The sequence below is a fragment of the Ginsengibacter hankyongi genome, assembly GCF_008710285.1.
Taxonomy (GTDB): Bacteria; Bacteroidota; Bacteroidia; order Chitinophagales; family Chitinophagaceae; genus Ginsengibacter; species Ginsengibacter hankyongi.
In genome coordinates this window covers 410,411-435,986 of record NZ_VYQF01000003.1, presented here as the reverse complement: position 1 = coordinate 435,986, position 25,576 = coordinate 410,411, and the positions used below count along the sequence as shown (strand labels likewise).

At 37.9% G+C, this 25,576-nt stretch carries 18 protein-coding genes; 15 read left to right on the top strand and 3 right to left on the bottom strand.

Going from position 1 to position 25,576, the window contains the following annotated elements:
* Nucleotides 1-12 precede the first annotated feature (12 nt).
* From FW778_RS14120 to FW778_RS14060, 13 genes are all read left to right on the top strand, one after another.
* Entirely contained in the window at nt 13-816 is an 804-nt protein-coding gene (locus FW778_RS14120; RefSeq protein ID WP_150415397.1) for a hypothetical protein, read from the top strand.
* A complete protein-coding gene (locus FW778_RS14115; protein WP_150415396.1) occupies nt 803-1,879 on the top strand; it encodes a Gfo/Idh/MocA family protein in 1,077 nt (358 codons plus the stop codon). The genes FW778_RS14120 and FW778_RS14115 overlap by 14 nt, the downstream gene beginning before the upstream one ends.
* Before the next feature lie 147 nt (nt 1,880-2,026).
* Nucleotides 2,027-2,746, top strand: a complete 720-nt coding sequence (locus tag FW778_RS14110; RefSeq protein WP_202552250.1) for a hypothetical protein — start codon at nt 2,027-2,029, stop codon at nt 2,744-2,746.
* Between the two features lie 620 nt (nt 2,747-3,366).
* Nucleotides 3,367-6,360, top strand: coding sequence for a SusC/RagA family TonB-linked outer membrane protein (locus tag FW778_RS14105; RefSeq protein WP_150415395.1), 2,994 nt, complete (start codon nt 3,367-3,369; stop codon nt 6,358-6,360).
* A 46-nt stretch (nt 6,361-6,406) separates the two neighbouring features.
* Nucleotides 6,407-7,879, top strand: coding sequence for a RagB/SusD family nutrient uptake outer membrane protein (locus FW778_RS14100; protein WP_150415394.1), 1,473 nt, complete (start codon nt 6,407-6,409; stop codon nt 7,877-7,879).
* Nucleotides 7,880-7,937: 58 nt separating this feature from the next.
* Nucleotides 7,938-9,386, top strand: coding sequence for a sulfatase (locus FW778_RS14095; RefSeq protein WP_150415393.1), 1,449 nt, complete (start codon nt 7,938-7,940; stop codon nt 9,384-9,386).
* An 88-nt stretch (nt 9,387-9,474) separates the two neighbouring features.
* Nucleotides 9,475-10,803 carry an endo-1,4-beta-xylanase gene (locus FW778_RS14090; protein ID WP_150415392.1) on the top strand — a complete coding sequence of 443 codons (1,329 nt, stop codon included), beginning with the start codon at nt 9,475-9,477 and terminating at the stop codon, nt 10,801-10,803.
* Between the two features lie 127 nt (nt 10,804-10,930).
* A complete protein-coding gene (locus FW778_RS14085; RefSeq protein ID WP_150415391.1) occupies nt 10,931-11,674 on the top strand; it encodes an RraA family protein in 744 nt (247 codons plus the stop codon).
* Between the two features lie 107 nt (nt 11,675-11,781).
* Complete coding sequence (locus FW778_RS14080) at nt 11,782-14,370, top strand: acetylxylan esterase (protein WP_202552248.1); 2,589 nt, start codon at nt 11,782-11,784, stop codon at nt 14,368-14,370.
* Nucleotides 14,371-15,921 (top strand): sialate O-acetylesterase, encoded by a 1,551-nt coding sequence (locus tag FW778_RS14075; RefSeq protein WP_150415389.1) that lies wholly within the window; start codon nt 14,371-14,373, stop codon nt 15,919-15,921.
* A gap of 143 nt (nt 15,922-16,064) precedes the next feature.
* Entirely contained in the window at nt 16,065-17,300 is a 1,236-nt protein-coding gene (locus tag FW778_RS14070; protein ID WP_150415388.1) for an MFS transporter, read from the top strand.
* Between the two features lie 11 nt (nt 17,301-17,311).
* Nucleotides 17,312-18,964 (top strand): beta-N-acetylhexosaminidase, encoded by a 1,653-nt coding sequence (locus tag FW778_RS14065; protein WP_150415387.1) that lies wholly within the window; start codon nt 17,312-17,314, stop codon nt 18,962-18,964.
* A 25-nt stretch (nt 18,965-18,989) separates the two neighbouring features.
* Entirely contained in the window at nt 18,990-19,883 is an 894-nt protein-coding gene (locus FW778_RS14060; RefSeq protein WP_150415498.1) for an SMP-30/gluconolactonase/LRE family protein, read from the top strand.
* Nucleotides 19,884-19,905: 22 nt separating this feature from the next.
* On the opposite strand, the gene FW778_RS14055 is transcribed toward FW778_RS14060, so the two are convergent.
* From FW778_RS14055 to FW778_RS14045, 3 genes are all read right to left on the bottom strand, one after another.
* Complete coding sequence (locus FW778_RS14055) at nt 19,906-20,688, bottom strand: SDR family NAD(P)-dependent oxidoreductase (RefSeq protein WP_150415386.1); 783 nt, start codon at nt 20,686-20,688, stop codon at nt 19,906-19,908.
* 85 nt (nt 20,689-20,773) lie between these two features.
* Nucleotides 20,774-21,949 carry an enolase C-terminal domain-like protein gene (locus FW778_RS14050; RefSeq protein WP_235906260.1) on the bottom strand — a complete coding sequence of 392 codons (1,176 nt, stop codon included), beginning with the start codon at nt 21,947-21,949 and terminating at the stop codon, nt 20,774-20,776.
* Between the two features lie 251 nt (nt 21,950-22,200).
* The gene (locus FW778_RS14045; RefSeq protein WP_150415384.1) at nt 22,201-22,935 is read right to left on the bottom strand and encodes an IclR family transcriptional regulator; all 735 of its coding nucleotides are present in this window, start codon (nt 22,933-22,935) and stop codon (nt 22,201-22,203) included.
* A gap of 655 nt (nt 22,936-23,590) precedes the next feature.
* Between FW778_RS14045 and FW778_RS14040 the strand changes: the two genes are divergently transcribed.
* Together FW778_RS14040 and FW778_RS14035 are read left to right on the top strand one after the other, a co-directional pair.
* Nucleotides 23,591-24,196: an RNA polymerase sigma factor gene (locus FW778_RS14040; protein WP_150415383.1), complete on the top strand. Its 606-nt coding sequence runs from the start codon at nt 23,591-23,593 to the stop codon at nt 24,194-24,196.
* Between the two features lie 94 nt (nt 24,197-24,290).
* Nucleotides 24,291-25,475, top strand: a complete 1,185-nt coding sequence (locus FW778_RS14035) for a FecR family protein (protein WP_150415382.1) — start codon at nt 24,291-24,293, stop codon at nt 25,473-25,475.
* Nucleotides 25,476-25,576: the final 101 nt, after the last annotated feature.

Below are 25,576 nucleotides of genomic sequence, written 5' to 3'. Positions count from 1 at the left end.
GTAAAGAAGATTATGGAACTAATAAAAACTGAAAGAGATGTTGAACACTCTTTAATGAATTTGCTGGAAAAATATAGTATTCCGGCGACGGGCCCTTTTCAATTGTTCGGATCATTTAAACCTGACGTCCTTGATTTACAACCCGGATGCCATTTCCTAAATGCGAATAAGGAGAAAACTCAGATTCCTTTACTACCATGGCGGATGAAGCGCAAATTCACTGAATTGAAAAAAATAGTGACAGATGCCGTAATAGAAGAGCCATGTTTGTTTCGCATTTCCTCCAGGGGTAGCCGGGACAATTGGACTTTGTCATCACTTCTATACCGTGAAATGGATCTTTGTGAGTTTATTGGAAATGGAAAAATTGTTTCCATTCAGGCAAATATAAATGATACTGAAATCGCAAATCTCATTGTAAAATTGGATAATGAAATTTTATGCAGTATTGAAGTAAGTACCCAGCTTCCGGGTAATGCCATTTTGCAGGACAGGCATGAGGTAATTGGCCGCAGAGGCGTTGCCAGCGACATGGTCGTTGATACACAAATTGTGCAAAATTCAGTTTACACTTTTACTGAAAAAGGGGAATTATCCTATACAGATACAGATATGGAACTCTTCGGTTTCAATGACAGGCAGATTGATCATGTAAGAGCTGCATTCAGTGTATTAAAAGATTCAGCTTTAATTACAGAATGGCAGCAACAGCATAAACACCTGGCTAAGTTGCTTAAAATAGTATTTGAATCTGATAAAAACCGTGAAAAAATAAATTTAAAAAACGTATCAATCTATACCCATGAAACCAATTAAAATAGCGATACTTTCATTAACTCATGGTCATTCAAGAAAGTATTTTCAAACTTTAAAAGAAAATCCCAATTTCGAATGGGTAGCCGTTTCTGCAGAAACAGAAAAAATTAAAAATGTTTTTCTCAAAGGAAATTATGGGATTCCCTGTTATACGAATGAACAGGAAATGTTCGATAAGCATCCGGAAATAGAAGCAGTTGTTATGGCTTCAGCCAATAATAAGCATCTTGATCAATTTAAGACTTGTACGCAACGGCATATAAATATTCTTTGTATGAAGGTTCCCACTTTTGATATGGATGAATATGCTCAAATGATCGAAATGGTAGAAGAAAGTGGTATTGTTTGCCAGATCGAACTCGAACTACATTATAATCCTGTAATGGCGCGTATAAAGCAATTGGTATCATCTAATGAATTGGGAAAAATCAGTAGCATAAACGCTACTAATATTACACTTTCTCCGGTCTGGGCATTCCCGTGGCAAAATGATGCGGAAGCTAGTTATGGTAAGCAGGTTCAACTTCGTCCGGGAGACAATCGTTTTCGCGGTGGCGCCCTTGCTGATCATCCCCATGTATTTGATATGATCCGATGCCTTACCAATAGTGAGTTTGAGTATCTCTACGCTGAAGCCGGGCAAAATATCAGAAAAGATATCCAGGTTGAAGATAATTTATTGGTAAGCGGCAAAATGAAGAATGGAATCAGATTTTTATTTGATCCTTCCTGGTCGCGCTTGGAAGAACGATTGGAAATTCCAGGACCGGGATGGGAAATCTATCCTAAACGTATGGAGGTAAATGTAAGTATTAGTGGCGAAAAGGGAGTTTTACTTGCCGATTGTTTTGGGCCAAATGTGTATCATAACGGCGCTCCTAATGATAGATACACTGTTCAATATACTTATTTCGATGAATGGATTGGAATGATGGATGAATTTGTTGATTGCATTCGGAATAGAAAAATACCTAAGATCAACTTGAAGTGGCATAGGGAAACTGTTGAGGCTATGAATGCTTGTTATGAAAGTATCGCTTCAGAAAGCGTTGTTTACCTCTGACAGGCACCAGTAAGGACAAACAGGTGAGGTTTTGATTTCAAAGAAATAGAATGAATTGCCCTTTTAACTTCAATTTGAAAGAGAAATTAAAAGCTTTGAAGAGTGGGCTGTTGGCACTTTTTATTCGGATAATAAAAATAATGGTAAATGATGCTAAGAAGAAGTTTTATTAAACAGTTATCGGTAGCAGGCTTATTAACTACGATACCTGAAATCTTATTATCAATGGCTACGCCGGCTGATAAAAAAATATGGGCATGCCTGCTTCACCTGAGTTTTAATATGTGGGAAGAGTATAGTTCACCTAAGAATACTGAGAGAGGATTCCACCCGGATTTGAGGCTGAGCGAATCTTTATGGAATGATGCCCTGAAAAAAATGGTCAGTGAAGGAATGAACATGGTTGTCATTGATCTGGGAGATTCAATTAGGTATGAAAGCCATCCAGAAATAGCGGTACGTAATGCGTGGTCGGTAACAAAACTGCGTAATGAATTGAATAAGATCAGGAAAATGGGTTTGGAGCCAATTCCGAAATTAAATTTTTCTGCAGCTCACGATACATGGCTAAAGGACTATTCACGTATGCTAACCACTGAAGAATATTATACGGTTTGCAGCGACCTGATTAATGAAGTGTCAGCCCTTTTTGATAAGCCACGTTTTTTTCATCTTGGCATGAATGACGAAAATGCTGAGAGCCAGGCAGATTATAATTATGTGGTTGTTCGTAAGAACGATGTGTGGTGGGGCGATCTGTACTTTATGATAGCCCAAGTTGAAAAGGCTGGGGCACGCCCCTGGGTGTGGTCTGATTATGCCTGGCAATATCCGGATTTATTCTATAATAGCATGCCAAATCGGTAATTCAAAGTAATTGGTTTTATGGAGAAAATTTTGATGCCAATTCAAAACGGGTAAAAACATTCATTGATCTGGAAACTGCTGGTTATGATCAAATTCCCAGTGGTAACTACAACGGGGAAAACGCCCAAAATTTTTCATCTATTGTTCAGTTTTGCAATTCCCACTTAGCAAACTCCAGATTAGATGGCTTTTTACAAACATTTTGGAAGCCCACGATTGAACTTTATCGAGAGGATATTTTAAAAGGAATTCAGTTGGCAGGTGCGGCAAAAAGATATGAATCAAATAGTAAACAGAAATTAAAATAAAATATCAGATAGAAAAAGTTCTTTATATATGATTCTTATCGATTGCTTTTAATAAAGAACAATAGCAAAGCCTGTGGGATTTGCAGATCGATAAGAACCATAGGCACGTTAAAGAATAAATAATAACGATTTTGACTTTAGGAATTACTTCATACTGCAAAAGCAATCCTATTGATTTTCACTTCTACAAAAAAATAGTCTGAATAAATTATTTGGAAATAATAAATTAAGTTTTACATTTACGTCACTATATTGAATGCAACTTTATAATATAAAATTAGAAATATTTTTTACACTCAATTTTTATAAATTATGAAAGGAAAATCACTGTACGCGGCCTGTCTTTTTGTTGGGTTGCTTTTTATGCAAAATTTATTTGCCCAAAACATTACTACAATTACAGGGAAGGTTATTTCAGCAAAAGATCAAAGTGATTTAGTTGGTGTAAGCGTGCGATTGAAAGGGACTACGAAAGGAGTTAATACAGATAAAAACGGAAACTTTGAAATGAAGGTTTCGCGACAAAATGGCACTTTGGTATTTACTCATATTGGTTTTAATGCTAAAGAGGTAAGTATTAATCGTCAGTCAATGATTAATGTAAGTCTTACTCCAGCTGAAACCAAATTACAGGATGTAGTCGTTATTGGTTATGGTACAGTGAAAAAGAGTGATTTGACGGGATCCGTTTCACAAGTTAAATCTGAACAGATCAATGCATTTCCAACAACCAGCGTGATGCAAAGCTTATCAGGCAGAGCTGCCGGTGTACAGGTATTACAAAATACGGGAGCTCCGGGAGACGGAATCAGCATCCGCATAAGAGGTACTAATTCTCTCCAGGGGAATAATGAGCCTCTTTATGTAATAGATGGATTTCCAACTGACGACCCATCGCTCGTTAACAATGCAGATATTGCAAGTATTGAAATTTTGAAAGATGCTTCTGCCACGGCTATTTATGGTTCGCGTGGTGCGAATGGAGTTGTTTTGATAACAACGAAAAAAGGTAAGGCAGGGAGAACACAGGTTAATGTAGAATCAAGCTATAGTTCCCAAACTTTAAGAAAGAAACTTAAGTTGATGAATGCGAAACAATATGCGAGCTTATATAATGAGCAGCAAGTTAATGACAATGGAACGTCATTCTTTAGCCAGTCCTATATTGATAGCCTTGGAACCGGATTTGATTGGCAGGATCTTGTTTTTCAAACAGCGCCAATGAAAACATTATCGGTAAATATAAATGGAGGAACAGATAAAACGCAGTTCTCTATTACCGGAAGTACTGTAGACCAGAAAGGAATTATAAAAGGAAGTGAGTATAGCCGCTATTCTTTGGATTTAAATCTTAATCATGCAATAAGTAAAAAAATAAATGTAAGCCTTGCAAGTATCATGACTAGGACAATGAATGACCAGTTGAATGATGGTGCGGGGAGCAACCGTGGACAATCAATGATTTCCGGCGCTATTTCAGCACCACCCACATTAACGCCTTATAATAGAGATGGTTCCTACCGGGTATTGTCCACTTCTTATCCTTTTATTTCCAGTGGAATTGTAAATCCGCTGAATTATATTAATGAACAAACCGACCAGGTAAGACAAAATAAAATATTAACAAATGCTTCTGTGATTTATAATCCAATTCCTGAATTAGCAATAAAAGTTTCAGGTGGTATTGTTTATTCTGTCGGCCGCAATGATGAATACACATCTACAAAATTTGTAAATTCCACTGGTAATGCAAGTGTTAGTACAAGCGAGTCAACAAGTTTGTTAAGCGAGAATACGATCAGTTATAACAAAACATTTAACAAAAAGCATACTGTTTCCGCAGTTGCCGGCTTTACTTATCAGGACTTCAATAATACTTCGCTAAGTGGAAGTGGTGTTGGATTCTTTAGTGATATTACCCAAACTTATTCTCTTGGCTCTTCAGCTACTCCAGGTATTCCGGGTTCCGGATATTCAGCCTCTGCAATAATTTCATATTTAGGCAGGGTAAATTATACTTATGACAATAAATATCTTGCCACTGTAAGTTATCGCGCTGATGGCGCTTCCGTATATAGCAACGGTAACAAATGGGGGTATTTCCCTTCTGCTGCGCTTGCATGGAGAGTTTCAAATGAAAATTTTTTCCGGAACATCAATTTTATTTCTGATTTAAAATTGCGGGCAGGTTGGGGCAATACCGGAAGCCAGGCAATCGGAGCTTATACAACACTCAACCAGCTTTCCTCTGGCCATACTGTTTTTAATAATGGACTTTATGTTTCTTATGCGCCTGGAACACGTTTACCCGGTGATTTAAAATGGGAAACCACAGAGCAAAAAGACCTCGGCCTTGATCTGGGGTTCCTAAACAACAGGATTCTTATTACAGCAGACTACTACATTAAAAATACCAGGGATTTGCTTAATAATGTGCAGTTGCCACCTTCCTTTGGATGGACAAGTACGATACAAAATATTGGAGAAGTACAAAACAAAGGTTTTGAATTTGCGGTGGATGCAAGAGCTTTTACCGGAAAATTTAAATGGGATATAAATGGAAATATTTCTTTTAACAAGAATAAAGTAGTAAAACTTGCCGGCGATGAGGATATTCTTGGTGGCATACTTAGCCAGGCAATAATAGTTGATAATTCAAATATTCTTCGTGAAGGGCAACCAATTGGGCGCTTCTGGGGATATCTGGAAGATGGATATGATGAAAAGGGCCATATTAAATTCAAAGATTTAGATGGCGACGGGCAAATTACTCCTGCAGATGAAACCTATATCGGAGACCCCAATCCTGATTTTACTTATGGATTTAATTCCGTGATGAATTATAAGAATTTCGAACTTAGCTTTTTTATTCAGGGGACTTATGGAAATGACATTTTTAATGTAAATACGATTAATAACACAATAGATTACGGTTATGGTTTGAATATGCCCGAACAAGTTTTTACAAACCACTGGACTCCTGCAAATACCAATGCAAAATATCCGGTTATCAGCCGTTCTGTAACTGCTAAAGTATCCAACAGGTATATTGAGGATGGTTCTTATATGCGTTTAAAAAACATTCAATTAGCATATAATTTATCTGGCGAAGTTTTAAAAGTAAATTGGATTAGGAATCTTCAATTATACGTCAGCGGCCAAAATTTATTAACCCTCACAAAATACTCATGGTATGACCCTGAAGTAAATGCAAGAGGTAGCGGCAATTCTACTTCGATAGGATACGACTGGTATAGTTATCCAACTTCAAAGTCAGTTACATTCGGTATCCGCGCAGGATTTTAAAATAATCAGCTTTTAACAGGAAAATTTCCTTTTTAAAATTAAAATCATGAAAAATTTAATCAAACCTTCTTCTCCTAAAAGGCTTCAAAAGATTTTTGAAGTTGGATTTATGGGAATATTATCCCTAACATTCTTTTCTTCCTGTCAAAAAAGTTTAGAAGAACATCCGAAATCACTGGCAGTAGAAACATTTTATAATACTGCCGCTGACGTAGAGGCTGGTGTAAATGCAATTTATCCGCCTTTGCGTAGTACAGATATAATGGGATCTTATATTCCTGAACTGGAGCCTTATGTAGATTATGGTTATGGGCGTGGCAGCCTGGCTGTATTAAATGATTTTGCGGGCCTGGATGCTACACATACGAGTAAAGTTGCACTCGCCTGGCGCGCCTTTTATTTAAGCATTCGTAATGCAAATCTGGTTATAAAAAATGCTCCAAATGGTAATGCGATATCACAGGCTGATATTGTCCGTTATGTGGCAGAGGCAAAATTTTTACGTGCTTTTGATTACTTTCATTTAGTGAGAAGCTGGGGGGGAGTGCCGATAAGGACCGAGGCGAATCTGACTGAAATCAATGTGAAAAAAAGCCCTGTTGATTCAGTATATGCTCTAATTATATCAGATTTGAAATATGCAGAAACGAATTTGCCCGATAAGCAAAGCCTTGCCGGAAGGCCTTCCAAATGGGCTGCTAAAACTGTTTTGGCCGATGTGTATTTACAATTAGAACAGTATGCGGATGCGGCAAATGAAGCAAAACAGGTAATACAATCAAATAAATATGCCTTAGTTCCTATATCATCCACTAATGATTTACAAAAGATTTTCGGCTCAAATGCGGGAATTACCAAAGAAGAAATTTTCTATATTGAATTTAGTAATCAAACTGGTTTTAGTAACATCTGGCCCATGTATATCAATCATCCTGCGACTAGATTATTAGGACAGGGAGGTTACTTTGGTTTTTATACCGATTCTAGTAATGCGGTTTTTTCGAGCTGGGATAATAATGACCTTCGCAAAGGTTTATGGTATCCGTGGAATTTTGGACTTGGTAATACTACATTGCTTAACAAAAAATTTATTGACCCCGGACCGAAAGCAGGAAATCCTGCGACCTGGTATCGTTATGCAGATTTGTTGCTGATTTATGCAGAAGCTGCCTGCAAAACCAACAATGGCCCGACTCCTGAAGCGATGGAAGCGCTTAATGAGGTTCATCGGCGGGCTTATGGCAAAAACCCTACAACTCCTTCAAATGTTGATTTTAAATTAGCAGATTACGATGACTCCACTTTTATAGATTTGGTAATAAAAGAATATGGTTATGAGTTTCAGTATGAAGGAAAGAGGTGGCTTGAATTGAAAAGAGCCGGAAAAGCTCAGGAAATAATTATGGCTACGAAAGGGAAAGCGATTGCGCAAAAAAATTACCTGTTTCCCATTCCTGCTGCAGAATTTAATTTTAATAAAGCATTAGACCCAACGAAAGACCAGAATCCCGGGTATTGAGTCCATCACCAATAAAAGCGGAAATTCAATGGTGGCAAAAAATAAAATTTAAAAAATAATGAAACAATTATTAATTATTTCTCAAATTATGTTTCTACTTGTGGCCACTAGTTTTAACCGGGTGAAAAGCCAAAAGAAGCAGATAAAAAATCAAAAACCCAACATCCTTTTTATTTTGGTGGATGACATGAGTTATAATGGGATCAGTTGTTATGGTCAAAAGCCATGGAAAACACCCCATATTGATAAAATAGCCGAGAAGGGAATGAAATTTTCAACTGCTTATGTATCATGTGTTTGTTCACCTACAAGAGCTGGTATCATGACAGGAAAGTATCCGGAAAGACTAGGCATAACGAATTGGATTCCCGGCGGTGCGGAGCGATACAAAAATCCAAAACTGATTGAAAAGCCATTTCAGCAATTTCTTCCGGATTCCGAGATTACCATTGCTGAAGTTTTAAAGAAAGGCGGATATCAAACTGCAATGGTAGGTAAATGGCATTTGGGGACGAGCCTAGTTTATTTGCCCAATAAGCAGGGGTTTGACTATCAGTATATGATAAGCCCTGCTAATCCTACCACATATTTCGTAGAGAAAGATTCTCTTCAGACAAAAGGCTTTTATAATGTGGATGCACGAGGAAGAGAATTTCTTACTGACCATTTGGCCGATAAAGCTATTGAATGGCTAAAACAACCAAAGACCAAACCATGGTTCTTGTATTTTGCAACTTATGCAGTTCACATGCCAATAGAGGCGAAAGATAGTCTAATCCAAAAATATCTGAAAATGGATTTACCAAAAGAGGGTGTGGATGCAGCCAAATATGCTGCTATGCATGAACATATGGATGAAGCTGTTGGCAGATTGTTGAATTATCTGGATGTAAACGGATTAAGAAAGAATACGCTGATTGTATTTTTATCTGATAACGGAGGCCGCGAACCTGAAACGATCAATATACCGTTTAGGGGTGGAAAAGGAGGATTGCTCGAAGGTGGATTAAGAGTTCCATTGATAATTGAATGGGATGGGAAAATCTCCGCCGGAACGTTAAATAAAACGCCCGTCGCAGAATACGATTTATTTCCAACCCTGTTGGATATGGTGGGTGTCGCCAAACCTGCGCATCTTAAATTTGATGGAATCAGTATCAAAAATATACTTCTTAATAAAAACCAGGAAAATGAACTTGCGAACCGGACTTTCTATTGGAATTATCCTCATTATACCGGCAAGCCTTATGGTAAACCAAGTAGCGCGATAGTAAAAGGAAACTGGAAGTTAATTCAATTTTATGAGGACAGTTCAAAGCAATTGTATGATCTCAAAACAGATATTGGAGAGAAAAATAATTTAATTGAAAAATATCCCAAAAAGGCAGAAGAGTTACACCATGACTTGGATGATTGGCTAAAAGAAGTAAATGCTAAAATTCCAGACAAAAACCCTAATTACAATCCATCGTTACCTTCTGGCTGGCCTCAATCTTTAATTGATTAAAATATGGATTTACAGATTTTAAAAGCCTTTGATAATTCTATGGGTTACGATATGAAATAGAATTAGATAAAATAAATTTTAAATTATTATGATGACTAAAAAGACTTTATTGTTATTATTTTCCTTCATATTTTGTTTGCAGGGATTTGCCCAAACATCGTCCTGGAGTAATCCTGGTGAAGTAAAACGAGTACAATGTAATATTGAGAAATACCGTAAAGGCGATGCTACTATCACTATTGTAGATAAAAACGGAAAACCTTTGCGAAATGCAACGGTTATCATTCAACAGCAAACACACGAATTTTTATTTGGCAGCAATCTGTTTGTTTTACATCAGTTAGCTACACCGGAATTGAATCAGAAATATGAATCCGCATTTACACATCTTTTCAATTTTGCTACCATACCATTTTATTGGCGTGAACTTGAACCACAGCAGAACCATCTTCGTTTTAAGGAAGGATCAGATAGTATCTGGAGACGACCTCCACCAGACGAATTAGTGAAATGGTGTAAAGCACATGGAATTGTAATTAAAGGCCATCAATTATTATATGTCAAGCGGAAATTTATGCCGGATTGGATAAGTGCCAATGATTCAAATAAACTCAAAGCGCTTGCTGGTAAACGTATGACCCAGCTTGCAGAGCGATACGGTTATGATGTTTCCATCTGGGATGCCGTTAATGAGGAAATGGCCAGAATTGCAAAACCTTCTCAATGGGATGCGGTGCCTCATGATTTTCTTAGCTGGGCTTTTAAAAAAGCAGATAGTTTGTTCCCCAAAAGAAGCCAGTTAATAATTAATGACGAAACGAAAACTTCCCACTATAGTACACAGGATTATGTTGATATGGTCAACGGCCTTTTGAAACAGAACATTCGTCTAGATGGGATTGGAATCCAATTCCACATGTTGCAACCAGACAAATTTTTGAAAGGGGAAGTTTATACTCCTCAAATTATGCATGATGCTTATAAGAAATTAGGAAATTTCGGCAAACCTCTTTGGATCACTGAAATAACTATTCCTACACATGGTGAAACCGGATTACAAGATCAGGCAACAATTGTTTCAGACATCTATAAATTATGGTTTAGTGAGCCACAAATGAAGGGCATTACGTGGTGGAATTTGGGAGATGGAACCGCCTTCGGTGCTGAAAATAATTTCCATGGTGGTCTTTTGGATAGCGCTATGAATCCGAAACCTTCTTATAAAGTATTGGATCAGCTTATAAATCACGACTGGAAAACGAATATTACCCTTAAAACCGACGCTGATGGTATAGTGAATTTCAGAGGGTTTCATGGAAAATATTCCATCCAGGTTAAAAAAGGAAATAAATCGCAGAAGTATAACTTTCAACTTCCAAGTAACGTGAAGGTCAGTAAAGCAACTTTTAAGCTATAATTCTATTTTCCGGCAGTAATTATATAAAACCGGATGGACTCCGCAAAAGGAAAGTTAACAAAGAGGCATTATTGACAAGGAGCGTCTCTTAATAACAAATAATCAATTTTAAAACCATATAGAAAACATGAGTATTAAGCAGTATAAAAAAGAGATTGGAATGATGAATCTCGAAAAGCTTATCGAATCCCGGGAAGGTGTATCAAAAGCAGATTTTCCTATTCCGGAAAAGGAACTTTTAAAGCGTTTTGAAAATTTGTACACAGGGGCTGTAAATGATGTGCTGCGGGAGTTTTGCTTGCTGAACCAGGCACTTCCCAATCGTATAAAATCACTCAGGGAATATCGTACTATTGCCGGAATAGCTTTCACAGTAAAAAGCGCTCCAAATGCGATGATAAGCGGAGAAATGGAATTTCGTACAAAAATGCTGGACGAAATGCATGAGGATGCTTTTGTAATATGGGATACCTCACAGGATGAAAATGCAACATTATGGGGTGGTGTTATGACCGCAACAGCAAAAAGCAAAAAGGTAAAAGCAGCATGTATTGATGGAGGTATCCGGGATACACACCAAATATTGGAAGCAGAATTCCCCATTTTTTATAAATATAGAATTTCAAATGGAAGCCTGGGAAGATGCCTTATTACCCACTACCAAACCACGCTGGCAATAGGAGGAATTACTATTAAACCAGGAGATGTCATTGTCGGGGATATAGATGGTGTAGTAGTTGTTCCAAGAGAAATTGCAATGGACGTGTTATTAAGAGGTGAAGAGATCATACGGAATGAAACTGTAATTTTCAGATGGGTTAAAGAAGGCCAATCCATCCAGGATATCGCTGAAAAGGGAGGATACTTTTAGCTTTCACAAGACTGCTTATTCCTTTATAAATTCTTTAGGATAAAGGACATGCACATGGAATGAATTTCAAAATGTTATATAAATCTTCTTCTTTAAAAAAGCCAATCATGAAATATTATAACAGAAAGATCGGACTGTTTGTTCTTCCATTTACTATTATCTCCCTTATTTCTTTGAACTGTTCTGCCCAGATTTCAGCAATACCGCTTAATACTGAGCCAAAGGCTTTTGCAATTAGCTATGTAAAGCCAACAGAATTTGATAATCCTCAATTAATTAAGGGCCTTGAAATCATTGATTCTGATAATAGAAGATTTATTCAACTGAAGGGAGGGTCAAATTACGGGCTTGCTGAAGATTATTTTGTTCAACCGACGGGAAAGTATAATGTTTCTGTTTATTATATGGCGGATTCGCTTGAGAAATCAGAAGTGAAAGTAATGATTAACCGGAGACTTGCGGGGAGTGTTGTCTTTGGTTCCAACAAATTTGCCGGCTCGTCAAGCCACAAGACTTTTGCGCGGATCAATATAGAAAAATGGAGCAGGATTGATCTGGAATTTAATAAAAAAGGTAGCGGGAAATGCAGGATTGAAAAAGTTATTTTTACCCCCACCGGCGCTTTTGATGGGAAATTGAAGAGTTTATCGGAACCAAAATCACTAAAATTATATCAGACCTCAGATGAAAGGCTTTTCGGAAGGGCAATGCTTTCAGATTTCGTAAATAGCCGAATAGACAGCTTAATGGCAAAACGGGTGAATCTATTAAGTACTTTAAAAACTCCAACTGAATGGCAAGAAAATCAAAACAAAACGCGGTCACAATTAGAAAAGTTTTTTGGTAAATTTCCGGAAAGAACACCGTTGCATCCGCACATAACCGGAAAGATAATACACGATAAATACACTGTTGAAAGACTTTACTTTCAAAGCCAGCCAGGATATTATGTAACAGCAAATCTCTATATTCCCACCAATCGAAAGGGGCCATTACCGGCTGTCCTTTTAACAAGCGGGCACAGCAGCCCGGGGAAGGCATACTCCCGATATCAGACTGCCAGCATCGGTTTGGCGCTAAAGGGATATATAGTTCTCGCCATTGATCCAATGGGACAGGGAGAGCGTTTTGAATATCTTGACCCGAAATCCAAGGAAATAACTATACAAGGACCAGTTGATGAGCATTATTATCTAGGACGGCCATCTTTTTTAGTGAACTGGACACTTTCGGGTTTACGGGTATGGGATTGTATCAGAGCAGTAGATTATCTGGTCTCCCGGCGGGAAGTGGACACTTCAAAAATTGCTGCGGTAGGAAATTCCGGTGGTGGACAAATGGCTTTATTAATTACGGCAGTAGATACACGTATTAAAGTGTGTGCAGCGGGGCATCCCGGTGGGCAAATGGAAAAAAACTACCTGCCCGGACAGAATTTGATAGACCGGCAAATTTTCAGCCTGATTGCACCGCGACCTGTACGGGTAATCGTGGGTGAGAAATCCGGCGAAGCAGCCTTTCATCGTAAAAAGATTGAAGATATTCAGTTATTCAATGAAGGTTTGGGTTTTGACAAAAACCGTGCGCAAATAGTGATTGTGGATGGGGTACATGATCTGAAATATCCAAAGCGTGAAAAAGTCTACGAATGGCTGAATCACTGGTTCGATAAAGAAGTGGAAGGAGCTACGGAGCCTGCTATACAAACCGAAGAACCCGAAGCATTATGGGCAACAAAAAGCGGTCTTACATTAACATCGCTGGGGGGCGAAACAGGTCAGACACTTAACGCGAAACGGCTTAAGGAAATATATAAGCCAGCCAGTAATATAATTGAATTAAAAGAAAGAATTGCCAAAAGAATCGGCTTGAGCTTGAATGAAAAGAAAGCACAGTTAAAGACTCATTCCTCTGGAACATATTATTACGGTGATCTTTCTGTTGAAAAACTTACCTATCATAGCGAAGAAGGCGTTGAAATTCCATCGCTTCTTATAACTCCCAAAAATGTAAAAGCGGAAAGCCCGGTTTATATTTATGCATCAGACCGTGGAAAACCTACTCAATTTGAAGACATGGATGTCCCTTTTCAACTGGCAAAAAGAGGATACATTGTTTTAGCGATTGATGTCCGCGGAATTGGGGAAACAAGTCCTACACCTTCTCTACCTTTGACCGTCAAATATTCAGATTGTACTCCCTTTCAATGGTTTCATGACCGTCTCGCGATTGAAAGTCCTGGTTTTGGACGCACTATGCTGGCTATGAGAACTTATGATGTGATGAGGGGAATTGATTTTGTAAAATCCCAAAAAGAGTTTGAGGGAAAAAGAGTGGTAGTTTATGGGAAAGGATTGGGTGGCTTGTGGGCTTTGCTCGCTTCCATTTACGATTCTCGTGTCAATGGAGTAGTTACAGATGGAACACTTGCGTCTTACAAATTACTGATTACAAACAAATATTACAAAGTTCCTTCAGCTTATTTCTGGGTTCCGGGTGCTGTATGCGATTTTGATATACCTGATCTTGCCCGTCTGACATTAAAGCAACAAATATGGATAAATCCTATTTCCGGATTAGGAGAGAATTTGAGTTCTTTCAATGCAGTTTCCATTATTGGTTCAAATAAAAATATTCATATAGTAACATCTGGAAAAACTTCAGATGCCCTTAATGATTTGAAACTTTTCAACTAAATGAAAAAAAATAAGATAATCTCTTTTCTGATCTTTTTTTTGGTTGCCTTGCCTGCTCTCACTAATGCTACAATAAAACTTTCGGCATTATTTGCAGACCACATGGTTTTGCAACAAAAAACCACAGTGCCCGTTTGGGGCTGGGCTTCTCCAGGTAAAGAAATCGTTATTGAAGCTTCCTGGCAGAAAAATAAAATTCATACAAAGGCTGACCAAACAGGAAACTGGAAAATTGAATTGCAAACTCCGAAAGCGGGAGGACCGTATAAAATTAAGATCACCGGTGAAAATTCTATTGAAATTGATGATGTGTTAATTGGTGAAGTATGGCTGTGCTCCGGGCAATCGAACATGACCTTTCCTTTAAAATATAACGATAGTGCAAAGCAGGAAATTGCAAAAGCCGATTATCCTTCCATCCGTTATTTTGCTGTTCAGCACCAATATGGAACAAAACCATTTAAGGATTGCCAAGGAGAATGGCAAATTACTTCACCTGAAACAGCCGCTTCATTTTCTGCCGTAGCTTATTTTTTTGCAAAAGAAATTCAGGCGAAATTAAAAGTTCCGATAGGGATTGTTTGTTCGGGTTGGGGCGGTACTCCGGCAGAAGCATGGACTTCAAAAAACGTTTTACAGAATGATGAATCATTACAGTACTTTTTACAACGCTGGAAAGAAATTCCTCAAAAAGTAGGAGCCGATTCCATAAAATATCATCTTGAACTACAAAAATGGAAAGCGCAAAAAACACCAGGCAAGCAATTGCATAAGCCAGACGAACCGAGAACTTATTATTACTACTCAAAACCATGGTGTGAGCCCGCAGCATTGTTTAATGGGATGATCCATCCTTTAGTCCCATTTTGTTTCAAAGGTATTTTGTGGTACCAGGGAGAATCCAATGTTTCAGAAGCAAATAAATATCAAGATCTTTTTACTGCATTAATAAAAAGCTGGCGGGGACATTGGGATAAGGAAGGAAAGCAAAATGTCTTTCCGTTCTATTTTGTTCAGATAGCCCCTTTTGGTTATGGTGATTTGAATGATGCAGCAAAGCTTCGGCAGGCGCAGTATGATGTAATGAAAACCGTCGACCATACTTCAATGGCGGTTACTATTGATTTGGGTAATATGAATAACATTCATTTTAAACATAAAAGAGAGGTGGGAGAGAGATTGGCTTTAATTGCATTTGCAAAAAGTTATGGCTATAAAAACATCATTTACAAAGGGCCTGTCTGCATTAAAGTTTCAAAAGCAAATAATAAAATTAAATTAGATTTCGGCCAATCATTATTTACGATTGACAAAGAAAAGCCTCGTGGTTTTGAAATAGGATTCAAAAATCCAGGCAGCGATTCTATGGAATTTGTAAAAGCACAATCAGCAGTAATAAATGGAACCCAGGCAATTGTTTGGAGTGAGGAAGTGAAAGATCCTTTGGCAGTGAGATATGCATGGGTGGATGCCGGCGGGGCAAATCTCATTAATAAAACAGGCCTTCCTGCTTTTCCTTTTGAAAAGAAAATTGATTCGGGCACAAAATAAATACAAATAAAAGCAACTTGTAATCCTGGACAGTAAAGGAACAAATATTTGAAAATGTTCTTTCTGAAATCCAATTTGAAAAAATGAAGTATTTATATCCGGGAACATAGATTCATCATTGATCTTTTAAAAGTTATCAACGTTTGAGAAAAAAACTGATACCATACAAATGGGAACTGATCATCATCCTTTGGTTTTCCTATTTTTTTAACCAGGGTGACCGGCAGGTATTTAATGTCGTAATTCCATTGCTTAAAAAGGATTTGCATCTGAGTGATGTTGAACTGGGCATGATTGCAACAATTTTTACTATCGTGTATGGCTGTATCGTTCCATTCGCGGGTTATGCAAGTGATTTTATTAAACGTAAATGGATCATTTTCACCAGTCTTTTAATCTTTAGCCTGGGCACTTTACTTACAGGTTTTAGTGTTGGATTATTTTCGTTGGTCTTGATCCGGGGTATTGTAACCGGAGGAGGAGAGGCGTTTTATTATCCTGCAGCCACTTCAATGATCGGAGATTATCATCATAAAACAAGGGCAATGGCGCTCTCCATTCATCAGACCTCCCTGTATATTGGAGTAGTAGCCAGTGGGTTTATTGCTGCCTATATCGGGGAACATTTCGGATGGCGGTTTTCGTTTTTTTCCTTTGGAATTGGCGGCCTTATTTTGGTTATTTATATTTTCTTCAGAATAAAAGATGTTCCGCTAAAACAGGTTATAGAAAGGCAGCCTATTTTGTTTGTTGCAAAGAAAATTTTTGTGAAGAAGACTGTCTGGATGCTTTGTATCGCTTTCGGAGGAATGGTTTTCGTCAATATTGGCTATGTAACCTGGATGCCAACTTTTTATTACGAGAAGTTTCACCTGTCACTATCCGAAGCAGGATTTACATCTATGTTCTTTCATTTTTCATTGGCATTTATAGGAGTACTTATTGGTGGAAAATTGTCAGATAAGTTTGCTTTTAAAAGAAAAAAGGCCAGATTGGAAACAGAATTTATTGGATTATTGGGTGGTGTTCCTTTTATCTTTATTATGGCGTATACAACTAATTTATACATCAGTTATGCCGCTTTAGCTGCTTTTGGTTTTTTCAGGGGCGTTTACGATTCCAATTTATTTGCGGCAGTGTTTGATGTGGTAGAGCCGGAATACAGGGCTACTTCCGTCGGTGTTATGACCTCTTTTGCATTTATTACGGGTGCTTTTTCGCCATTGATACTTGGAATCATTAAGACTAACTACGGCCTGTCCATCGGGATAGAATCATTAAGCATTTGTTATCTTTTATCGGCATTGATGCTTTTTTTCGCTTTAAGATATTTTTTTAAAAATGATTATTATAACGAATCTAATCTCGAAGTTCTTTAAATAAAAAAACTATGAATAGAAAAGTGAGATTATATGTTTTGGTAATGATGTTTCCTTTTTGCACTTTCGCCCAAAAGAATGCGGATTCCATAATATCTTCTTACAATATTATTCCCAAACCGGTATCAGTAAGTGTACTGACTGGTAAAAATATTTTAGTAAATAAATCAACAATTATTTATTCTGGCGAACATTTTGCAGACCAGGCCGCCTATCTTAAAAAACAAATACAGGATCAATGTGGATTGGAATTACCTGTACAATTATCACCCACAGCAAAGGGAAAATCATCTTCAATTGTTTTAAAATATGACACTATCAGCATTAACAAACCAGAAATGTATTTGTTATCGATCAGAAATAACCGCCTTGTTATTAAAGCAAAAGATGTTCCCGGAGTAGTGCATGGAATTGAAACACTTTTACAATTGCTTCCGTTGCATGTAATAAAAAATGTTTCCATTTCTCCTCTTGCAATTGTGGATTATCCTCGATTTGTTTACCGAGGGATGCATTTAGATGTAAGCCGGCATTTCTTTCCAGTTGATTACATCAAGAGGTATATTGACTATCTTACTTTTTATAAATTTAATACCTTTCATTGGCATCTCACCGATGACCAGGGTTGGAGGATTCAAATTAACAGCTATCCGAAATTAACTCAGGTTGGTGCATGGAGAGATTCAACCCTGGTTGGACATTTTAGGGATAAGCCTACACGTTTTGATGGAATTCGATATGGAGGATTCTATACACACGAAGACATAAGGAAAGTTATTAAATACGCAGCCATTAGAGGAATAACAGTCATTCCGGAAATTGATATTCCGGGGCATAGCCGTGCTATTATTGCATCCTATCCTGAATTTAGTACCAATCCTGATACTACTTTTGACGTGGCCACCAGCCCTGGAATGTATAATTGGAAAAATAATGTTTTAGCACCTAATGAAAAAACTTTTGCCTTTTTAAAAGCGGTTTTTAATGAGATTACGGACCTTTTCCCATCACCTTATATTCATATTGGTGGAGATGAGTGCAGCCACAAGTGGTGGAAGGCGGATCCTAAAACCCAGGATTTTATGAAAGAACACGGGATTGGAAATGAAACAGCCCTTCAAACATATTTTATGCAACAGGTGATCGAGGACTTGAAGTTAAAAGGGAAAAAAGTGATTGGCTGGGATGAAATATTGGAAGGTGGTCTGGATACTTCCGCAATAATCATGAACTGGCGCGGCGTAAAAGCTGCTATCCAGGCGGCAAAAGAAAAGCACCATGTAATCATGTCACCGAGCGGTTATACTTATTTTAATTTTTCCCAAACCAAAAATGAAGACAGTCTTACTCAAGGGGGCTATTTACCTTTGAACAAGGTTTATGATTTTGATCCTATTCCAGAAGTGTTAGATTCACTGGAAGAAAAATATATATTAGGAGCCCAAGGCAATGTCTGGACAGAATATATTGCCAATAAAGCCAAGTTAGAGTATATGATCTTTCCAAGAATGACAGCGTTTAGTGAAGCCTTATGGACTGCGGCAGATAAGAAAGATTTTAATGACTTTAAACGCCGGTTAAAAGACAATGCAATACCAAGATATCAATTTTGGAAAAGCAACTATTTTAAAAATTACGAATCTCCTGAATCAGGTAAAAAATAGTTCCGGCACTAAAAACGTAAAGAGAATGATACCGTTTCCTGGTTTAAAAATAGAGGTTGTGGTTAATCACCAATGCTTGCTGGGTGAAGGACCTGTGTGGGATGCGAAACGGAAATTGATTTATTGGATTGATATTTTAAGGGGCGAGATTCATGAATATTCTCCGGAAAGTGAAAACCACAGAACGATCAAAACGAATGAAATAATTGGTTCCATAGGACTTTGTATCGACGGAAATTTTATAACCGCGACGAACAACGGTTTTGCTTTTATTGACAGAATAAGCGGAGAAAAAAAAACAATTATTAGCCCCGAATCCTGTTTGCCTGGTAATCGTTTTAACGACGGCAAATGCGATCCTGCAGGAAGATTTTTAGCAGGAACCATGTCCACTTCGGGCAAGCTAAAATCGGGTAGCCTGTATGCGCTCGAAACTGATTTGTCAGTAACCAAAAAACTGGAACAAATTTCTATTTCGAATGGAATGGCGTGGAGTCCCACTAATGAGGTTTTCTATTACATTGATACACCCACCTATGAAGTCACTTCATATGATTATGATAAAACTTCCGGAAAAATCAGTAATAAAAAGATTGTAATAAAAATCCCGAAGAACGCTGGACTTCCCGACGGAATGACTATAGACAATGAAGGAATGCTTTGGGTAGCCCATTGGGATGGCTGGCAGGTAAGTCGCTGGAACCCGCAAACCGGAAGAGAATTATTTGTAATAACGCTGCCCGTGAAAAAAGTCACCTCCTGCGCGTTCGCAGGTGAGAATTTGCAGGACTTATATATTACCACCGCAAGCGTGGGACTCACCCATGATGAAAAAAAAGCACAGCCACTTGCAGGGTCTCTTTTTGCAATTAAAAATATCGGATTTTCAGGAATGGAGGGATTTGAGTTTGCGGGATAAAACATGAAAATAGCTCAAGAACCTAGTTGGTTTCTAAATTATTTTGAGACCCGGTTCTTAACAGCCAACCGCCGTCAATTTTTATCATGCTTCCCGTCATATACGAATCGGATGCTAATAAATTACAGATGATAGAGGCAACTTCGCCAGGTTTTCCCAATCTTCCCATTGGAATATAATCAGTTACCGTTTTTAATCTATCTTCATTTTGCCAGACGGCTACATTTATATTAGTTTCAATGGCGCCTAAAACGAATGTATTTACTTTAATATTATGTGGCGCCAATTCCAAAGCAACTCCTTTCATTAAAGTTTCTAGGGCTCCTTTTGTAGCGCCATAAACACTAAACCCAGGCCCGGGCTGAATTCCATTAACAGAAGTAATGGTATAGATAGAGCCTTCAGTATTTGCCGATACCATTTTCTTTGCAATTGTTTTAGTGATCAGCAGCGTGCTCTTGAAATTTATGTTAGTAAAATAATCAACATCTTCTATCGTAGTTTCTAGAAATCGCTTTTTATAAGACACACCAGCATTATTAATTAAGATATCAATGCTGCCCATGAGATTCCATGCCTCCTCACCTAATTTTATTGCCTGGGTGATATCGAATAAATCAGCTTGCAATAAATGCGCTTTTCCTCCAACATTTTTTATTTGCCTGGCAACTGCTTCAGCGTCCTCTTTATTCTGATTAAAATGGATTACTACTTCGGCACCTTCCGTGGCCAATTCCAAAGCAATTGCTTTTCCAATGCCTCTGGATGCTCCGGTGATCAGAGCTTTCTTATTTATTAACCTCATTGTTTAAACTTGATAAAAGAAATAAAAATTCATGCTTTGGAATGTAAATATTTTTCGCTTCGGCATACTTCTTAATTTTTAAATGCTATAAACCTCCAACAGTTGGATACCAATCGGGACGATAAGGATCCTGGTGAAACCTTGCATAATAATCACCTTTCTCCTCATAATATTTTTCATAAAACTTCATTTTACTTTCGTCGAGGTTTACCCCTAATCCCGGACCGGCTGGAACTTTAATGCAGCCATTTTCGTATTTCATTAATCCTCCTTCGATGATGTCGTCTAATAGGTAGTGATAATGAGCATCACCGGCGAAGGTCATACCGGGAATTGTTGAAGCCGTATGCAACATAGCTGCCAGTTCAATTCCAAATTCAGATCCGCTATGCATAGCTACACCTAAATTGAAAGTATTACACACCGCACATAGATCTTTCACGCCACGTGGCCCTTCCCAATAATGTAAATCGGTAAGTACAATGTCAACCGCACCCAGCCTGATCGCGGGGCCAAGATCATCAAATTTATTAGGATACATATTGGTAGCCACTGGAATCCGCACCTGTTTTCTGACAGCAGCATTTCCTTCTATTCCCCAGGCAGGATCTTCAAAATATTCGATATTCAAGTCTTCAAGGGACCGCCCTATTCTTACTGCGGTGGCTACTGACCATAGCCCGTTGGGATCAATTCTCAAGCCAAAATCATCTCCTAATTTTGCCCTGCAAAGCCGCAATACCTTTGCTTCCTCTTCAGGCTTCTGGACACCCGCCTTTAACTTCATACAGTTGATGCCTAAAGTTTCATGTAGTTCAACGCAATAATCGGCAAGGTCTTCGGCACAAGTATCATTACCGCCTCCAGGCCTGTCGTATCGCCAGAATAAATAGCCTATCATTGGAATTGCCGACCTTACACTGCCTCCAATAAGATCACTGAGCGGGCGCATGGTTGTTTTCCCCTGTATATCTAAACAGGCCATTTCTATGGCAGCATACAAGCGTGAATTGGAAATATAATAAATACTACGAAGTACTTTAAGTTTTATCAATTCAAGTGAAAACGGATCCATGCCAATTATTCGGGGTTTCAGTTTTTGAAGCGCTCCGCGCTGGTCTCCACCACCAACTTCTCCAAGCCCAATAATTCCTTCATCCGTGACTAATTCTAAAATAGTTCTTAAAAAATATCCGGGGTGCACACCGGTGTTATGCCTTAGTTGTGCGTTGAGTGGGATCGCTACACAACGTGTTTTCATATCAATTATCTTCATTGTCTTTATTAATAATTATAATTTTTTGAAATAGAGACGGCAAAACTTCCAATCTTTTTGGTAAAAAATCTATATCTCTTTCATGTTCATTTTTATAATATAAAATTAAACTTTATAATGAAGTGTAAAGTTATTTCAATTATTGTTGTCACACAACTTTTTAGATGACAAAAAAGGAAGTCATAAAAAGAGCTATTAGCATTCGTCTAATAGCTCTTGGAATATGTTGGAAGACTTTATACCAACTTCTTGCTTATTTGTTTGCTGGATTGTCTGAGCAGGGAGATCGTTTCCATTTTGTTAGATTTATCATACCGGAATTGAGGCATGTAAATACTTAAGCTCGCGATCACTTTTTCACCTTTATAAACAGGAACTGCTAACCCTACTATCTTTTCCTTTGTTAATTGTGTCGCATAGCCCTCTGCCCTGATTAATTCTATTTGTTTTATCAGACCTCTTTCGTCGTTCACACCTTCCCATTCACCTTTCTTGGGCAAGCCAAATTTTTTTATATACTTTTCCAATTCAGCATCTTCAAGCATGGCTATAAGGGCCCTTCCGGACGAGGAATCGTACGCTCGCTTTTCGGATGCAGTGCTCGCTTGAATCGGATGACTACTCATAACTCTGATAATAACTCGTCGAAGTTCATTGTCGAGTACCGCAAGCAAAGAATTTTCGTTTAATTTTTTAGTTAAATGTTCTAATATTTCTTTTGCCGCCTTAGTCAGGTCCTTCTTGTATCCTTCGTTTTTTGTCAATCCGTAAGATTTGGAACCCAAACAATATCCCTTTTTCTTGTCTAGTTTCTCAATGTAATTCCTCGTGACTAATGTTTTAATAATGTTTGCGCATGTTCCGGAATTTAATGATAATTTTTCTGCTATTTCGCTCAAGGACCTTGGTCTTTCAGGTTCTTCTGCTATAAATTCCAAAATATCCAATGCCCGGTTTATTACTTGTATCATCTGTTTAAAAAACGTTTAAATTTTCACCTCTACGGATTGTCCAAATTAATATTAAAATTTTTTATTGTAAAATAAAGTTTTACATAAGGAATGATCTGTGCAGAAATTGGCTAATGCTTCCGCTATGATATAGGTTGATCCAATTGCCGGATTGTATTTTATTCAATAGAGATTGCAGATTTAATTTTTTAGCGTGAAACCACTTGCATTTGACCCTGATTTTCTTAGCTGCTTTCTTGCATTAGCTATTGTGCAGTTATATCTTTAATATAAAAAATTCCTGATTGATTAATGAATAGTTTTATCTATGAATCTAATTCGAAATACCAAATAATATAATTAAATCACGATGTTCACAAAAGCAGTAGCAGTCTTGTATCGCAGGACGAAGACCGCCATTTATTACAAAGATGAATTAGAGAAAAATCATTTTGTGTCAACTGACTTTGACCCACCTCGATGCGCAAACGTTCAAGCCAACCAAGATGGCTGCGCCACAGCCGGCTACAATCATCGTAAGGTCAAATTCTGCTCAATAAATCTTTAACCAGCCTCAAGCCTGAGGTGTGAAAACTCAAAAATTTATTAAAATAAATTTGATTCGTCATTTCAATTTACCTATTTTCGATTATGCTTTAAACCTTTTAATCCTTCAATGCTGGAACCCGGTTTACACAACGAGAGAGAATTGTTATTGCTTATAAGTCAGGCCGACGAAAACGCTTTCGCTAAATTGTTTGATTATTATCGAAACAGAATTTATGGCATTGCATTAAAGCTTACTCATTCAACTACTATTGCAGAAGAAATTGTGCAGGATGTATTTTTAAAAATATGGTTAAGAAGGGATACGCTAAACGAAATAGACAATTTTAGTGCTTACCTATTTACTATTGCCCGAAACGAAACTTATAAAATCCTAAAGCAAATTGCAAAGAGTTTCAAAATAGTTGCTCTGGATGAAAATAACCGATACCTGGCCCACGATAATGCTCAGAATTATATAACAGACAAAGAATACGGCAACCTGTTGCAAAAAGCAATTGACCGTCTGCCAGGCCAGCAAAAACAGGTGTATTACCTAATGAAAGAAGGCGATTTAAAGCGGGATGAAGTTGCTCATCATCTAAATATTCAACCGGAAACTGTCAAGTATCATCTCGCACAAGCTATGAAAAATATCCGCGCCTTTTGTATGCTTCACTTCGGCATTCTTAGCGGATTCGTCATCGTTCTTTTTCGTTTCATCAGAAATAATTAAAAATAATTTCTGATGAAACCCACCCATCGCCCTTTTAAAAGCGCTCTTAGGTAAGTTGGACGATTAAGAAGCCCTTGATTAGTTAATTCAATTTATGCCTGAATCCCGTTTAGAATATTTATTTAATTGTTATGTTGAAAATAATTACAATCAACAGGAGGAGATCGAATTCATGGAATTACTGGCGCAACCTGAAAACCAGGAGCCTGTAAAAAAATTAATTGATAAATTAATAAGAAAAACGGGATCGGAAATACAAATGCCGGGCATGAATGCCGCTTCCATTTTGCAAAATATTTTACATAAGGATAAAGCAGTTGTTGTTTCCCTTAAAAGCAGGAAGTCCGCTTCCTCTTTCTGGATGCGTGTGGCCGCCGCAGCAGTTATTCTGTTTCTGGCGGGAGCTTCTGTTTACCAGTTGTTAAATAAGAAAAATGAAGTCGGCACGAAGCCGGTATCCATAAATGAAAAGCATGCAATTGTGCCCGGAGGTAACAAAGCGGTGCTTATAAGATCTGATGGCAGTAAAATTGTATTGGATAGTATACAAAATGGAACAGTGCTGCAAAAAGGGCCAACGAAGATCAGCAAGCAAGGCGGCCTGTTAATTTATAATGTTTCAGCTCCATCAAACCCGGAAGAAGCTGTTGTTTACAATACTTTATCAACTCCCCGTGGAGGCCAGTACCAGGTTGTATTATCTGACGGAACCAGGGTTTGGTTGAATGCAACGTCATCTCTTCACTTTCCCTCTGCATTTATAGGAAACCAACGCGTAGTTGAACTAACGGGTGAAGCCTATTTTGAAGTAGCGAAAAATAAGAAAAAGCCTTTCCTGGTAAACGTTGGTGACATGCAAGTCAAAGTATTAGGGACACATTTCAACATCAATGCTTATCCAGATGAAGACGCGATAAAAACAAGTTTATTGGAGGGCAGCGTAAAGGTGACCAGAGCCGCTGCTTCCGGCATCCTGAAACCGGGCGAGCAGGCAATACTCAAAAATGGGGACGGCCAGGTGGAGATCAGGGAGGCCAATATGGATGAAGTAATTGCCTGGAAAAATGGTTTGTTCCAATTTGATGGTGCTGATATCCGGACCATCATGAGAGAAATTGGCCGCTGGTATAATGTGGAAATTATATACTCCGGGACGGTGCCGCAACGGCAATTTGAAGGAAAAATAAGCAGGGATGCCCAATTAACAGATGTGCTTCAAATATTGGAATTAAATAACGTGAAGTTTTCAATTGTGGGAAACAAGATCATTGTGCAATAATTAAGATGGTTTTTCCAATAAGATCATCCTTTTCCGGTAATTAAAGGGTGAATAAGGAAATAAGGTATTGGCGGGGTTATACTTTTAAAAAGACAAAAAAA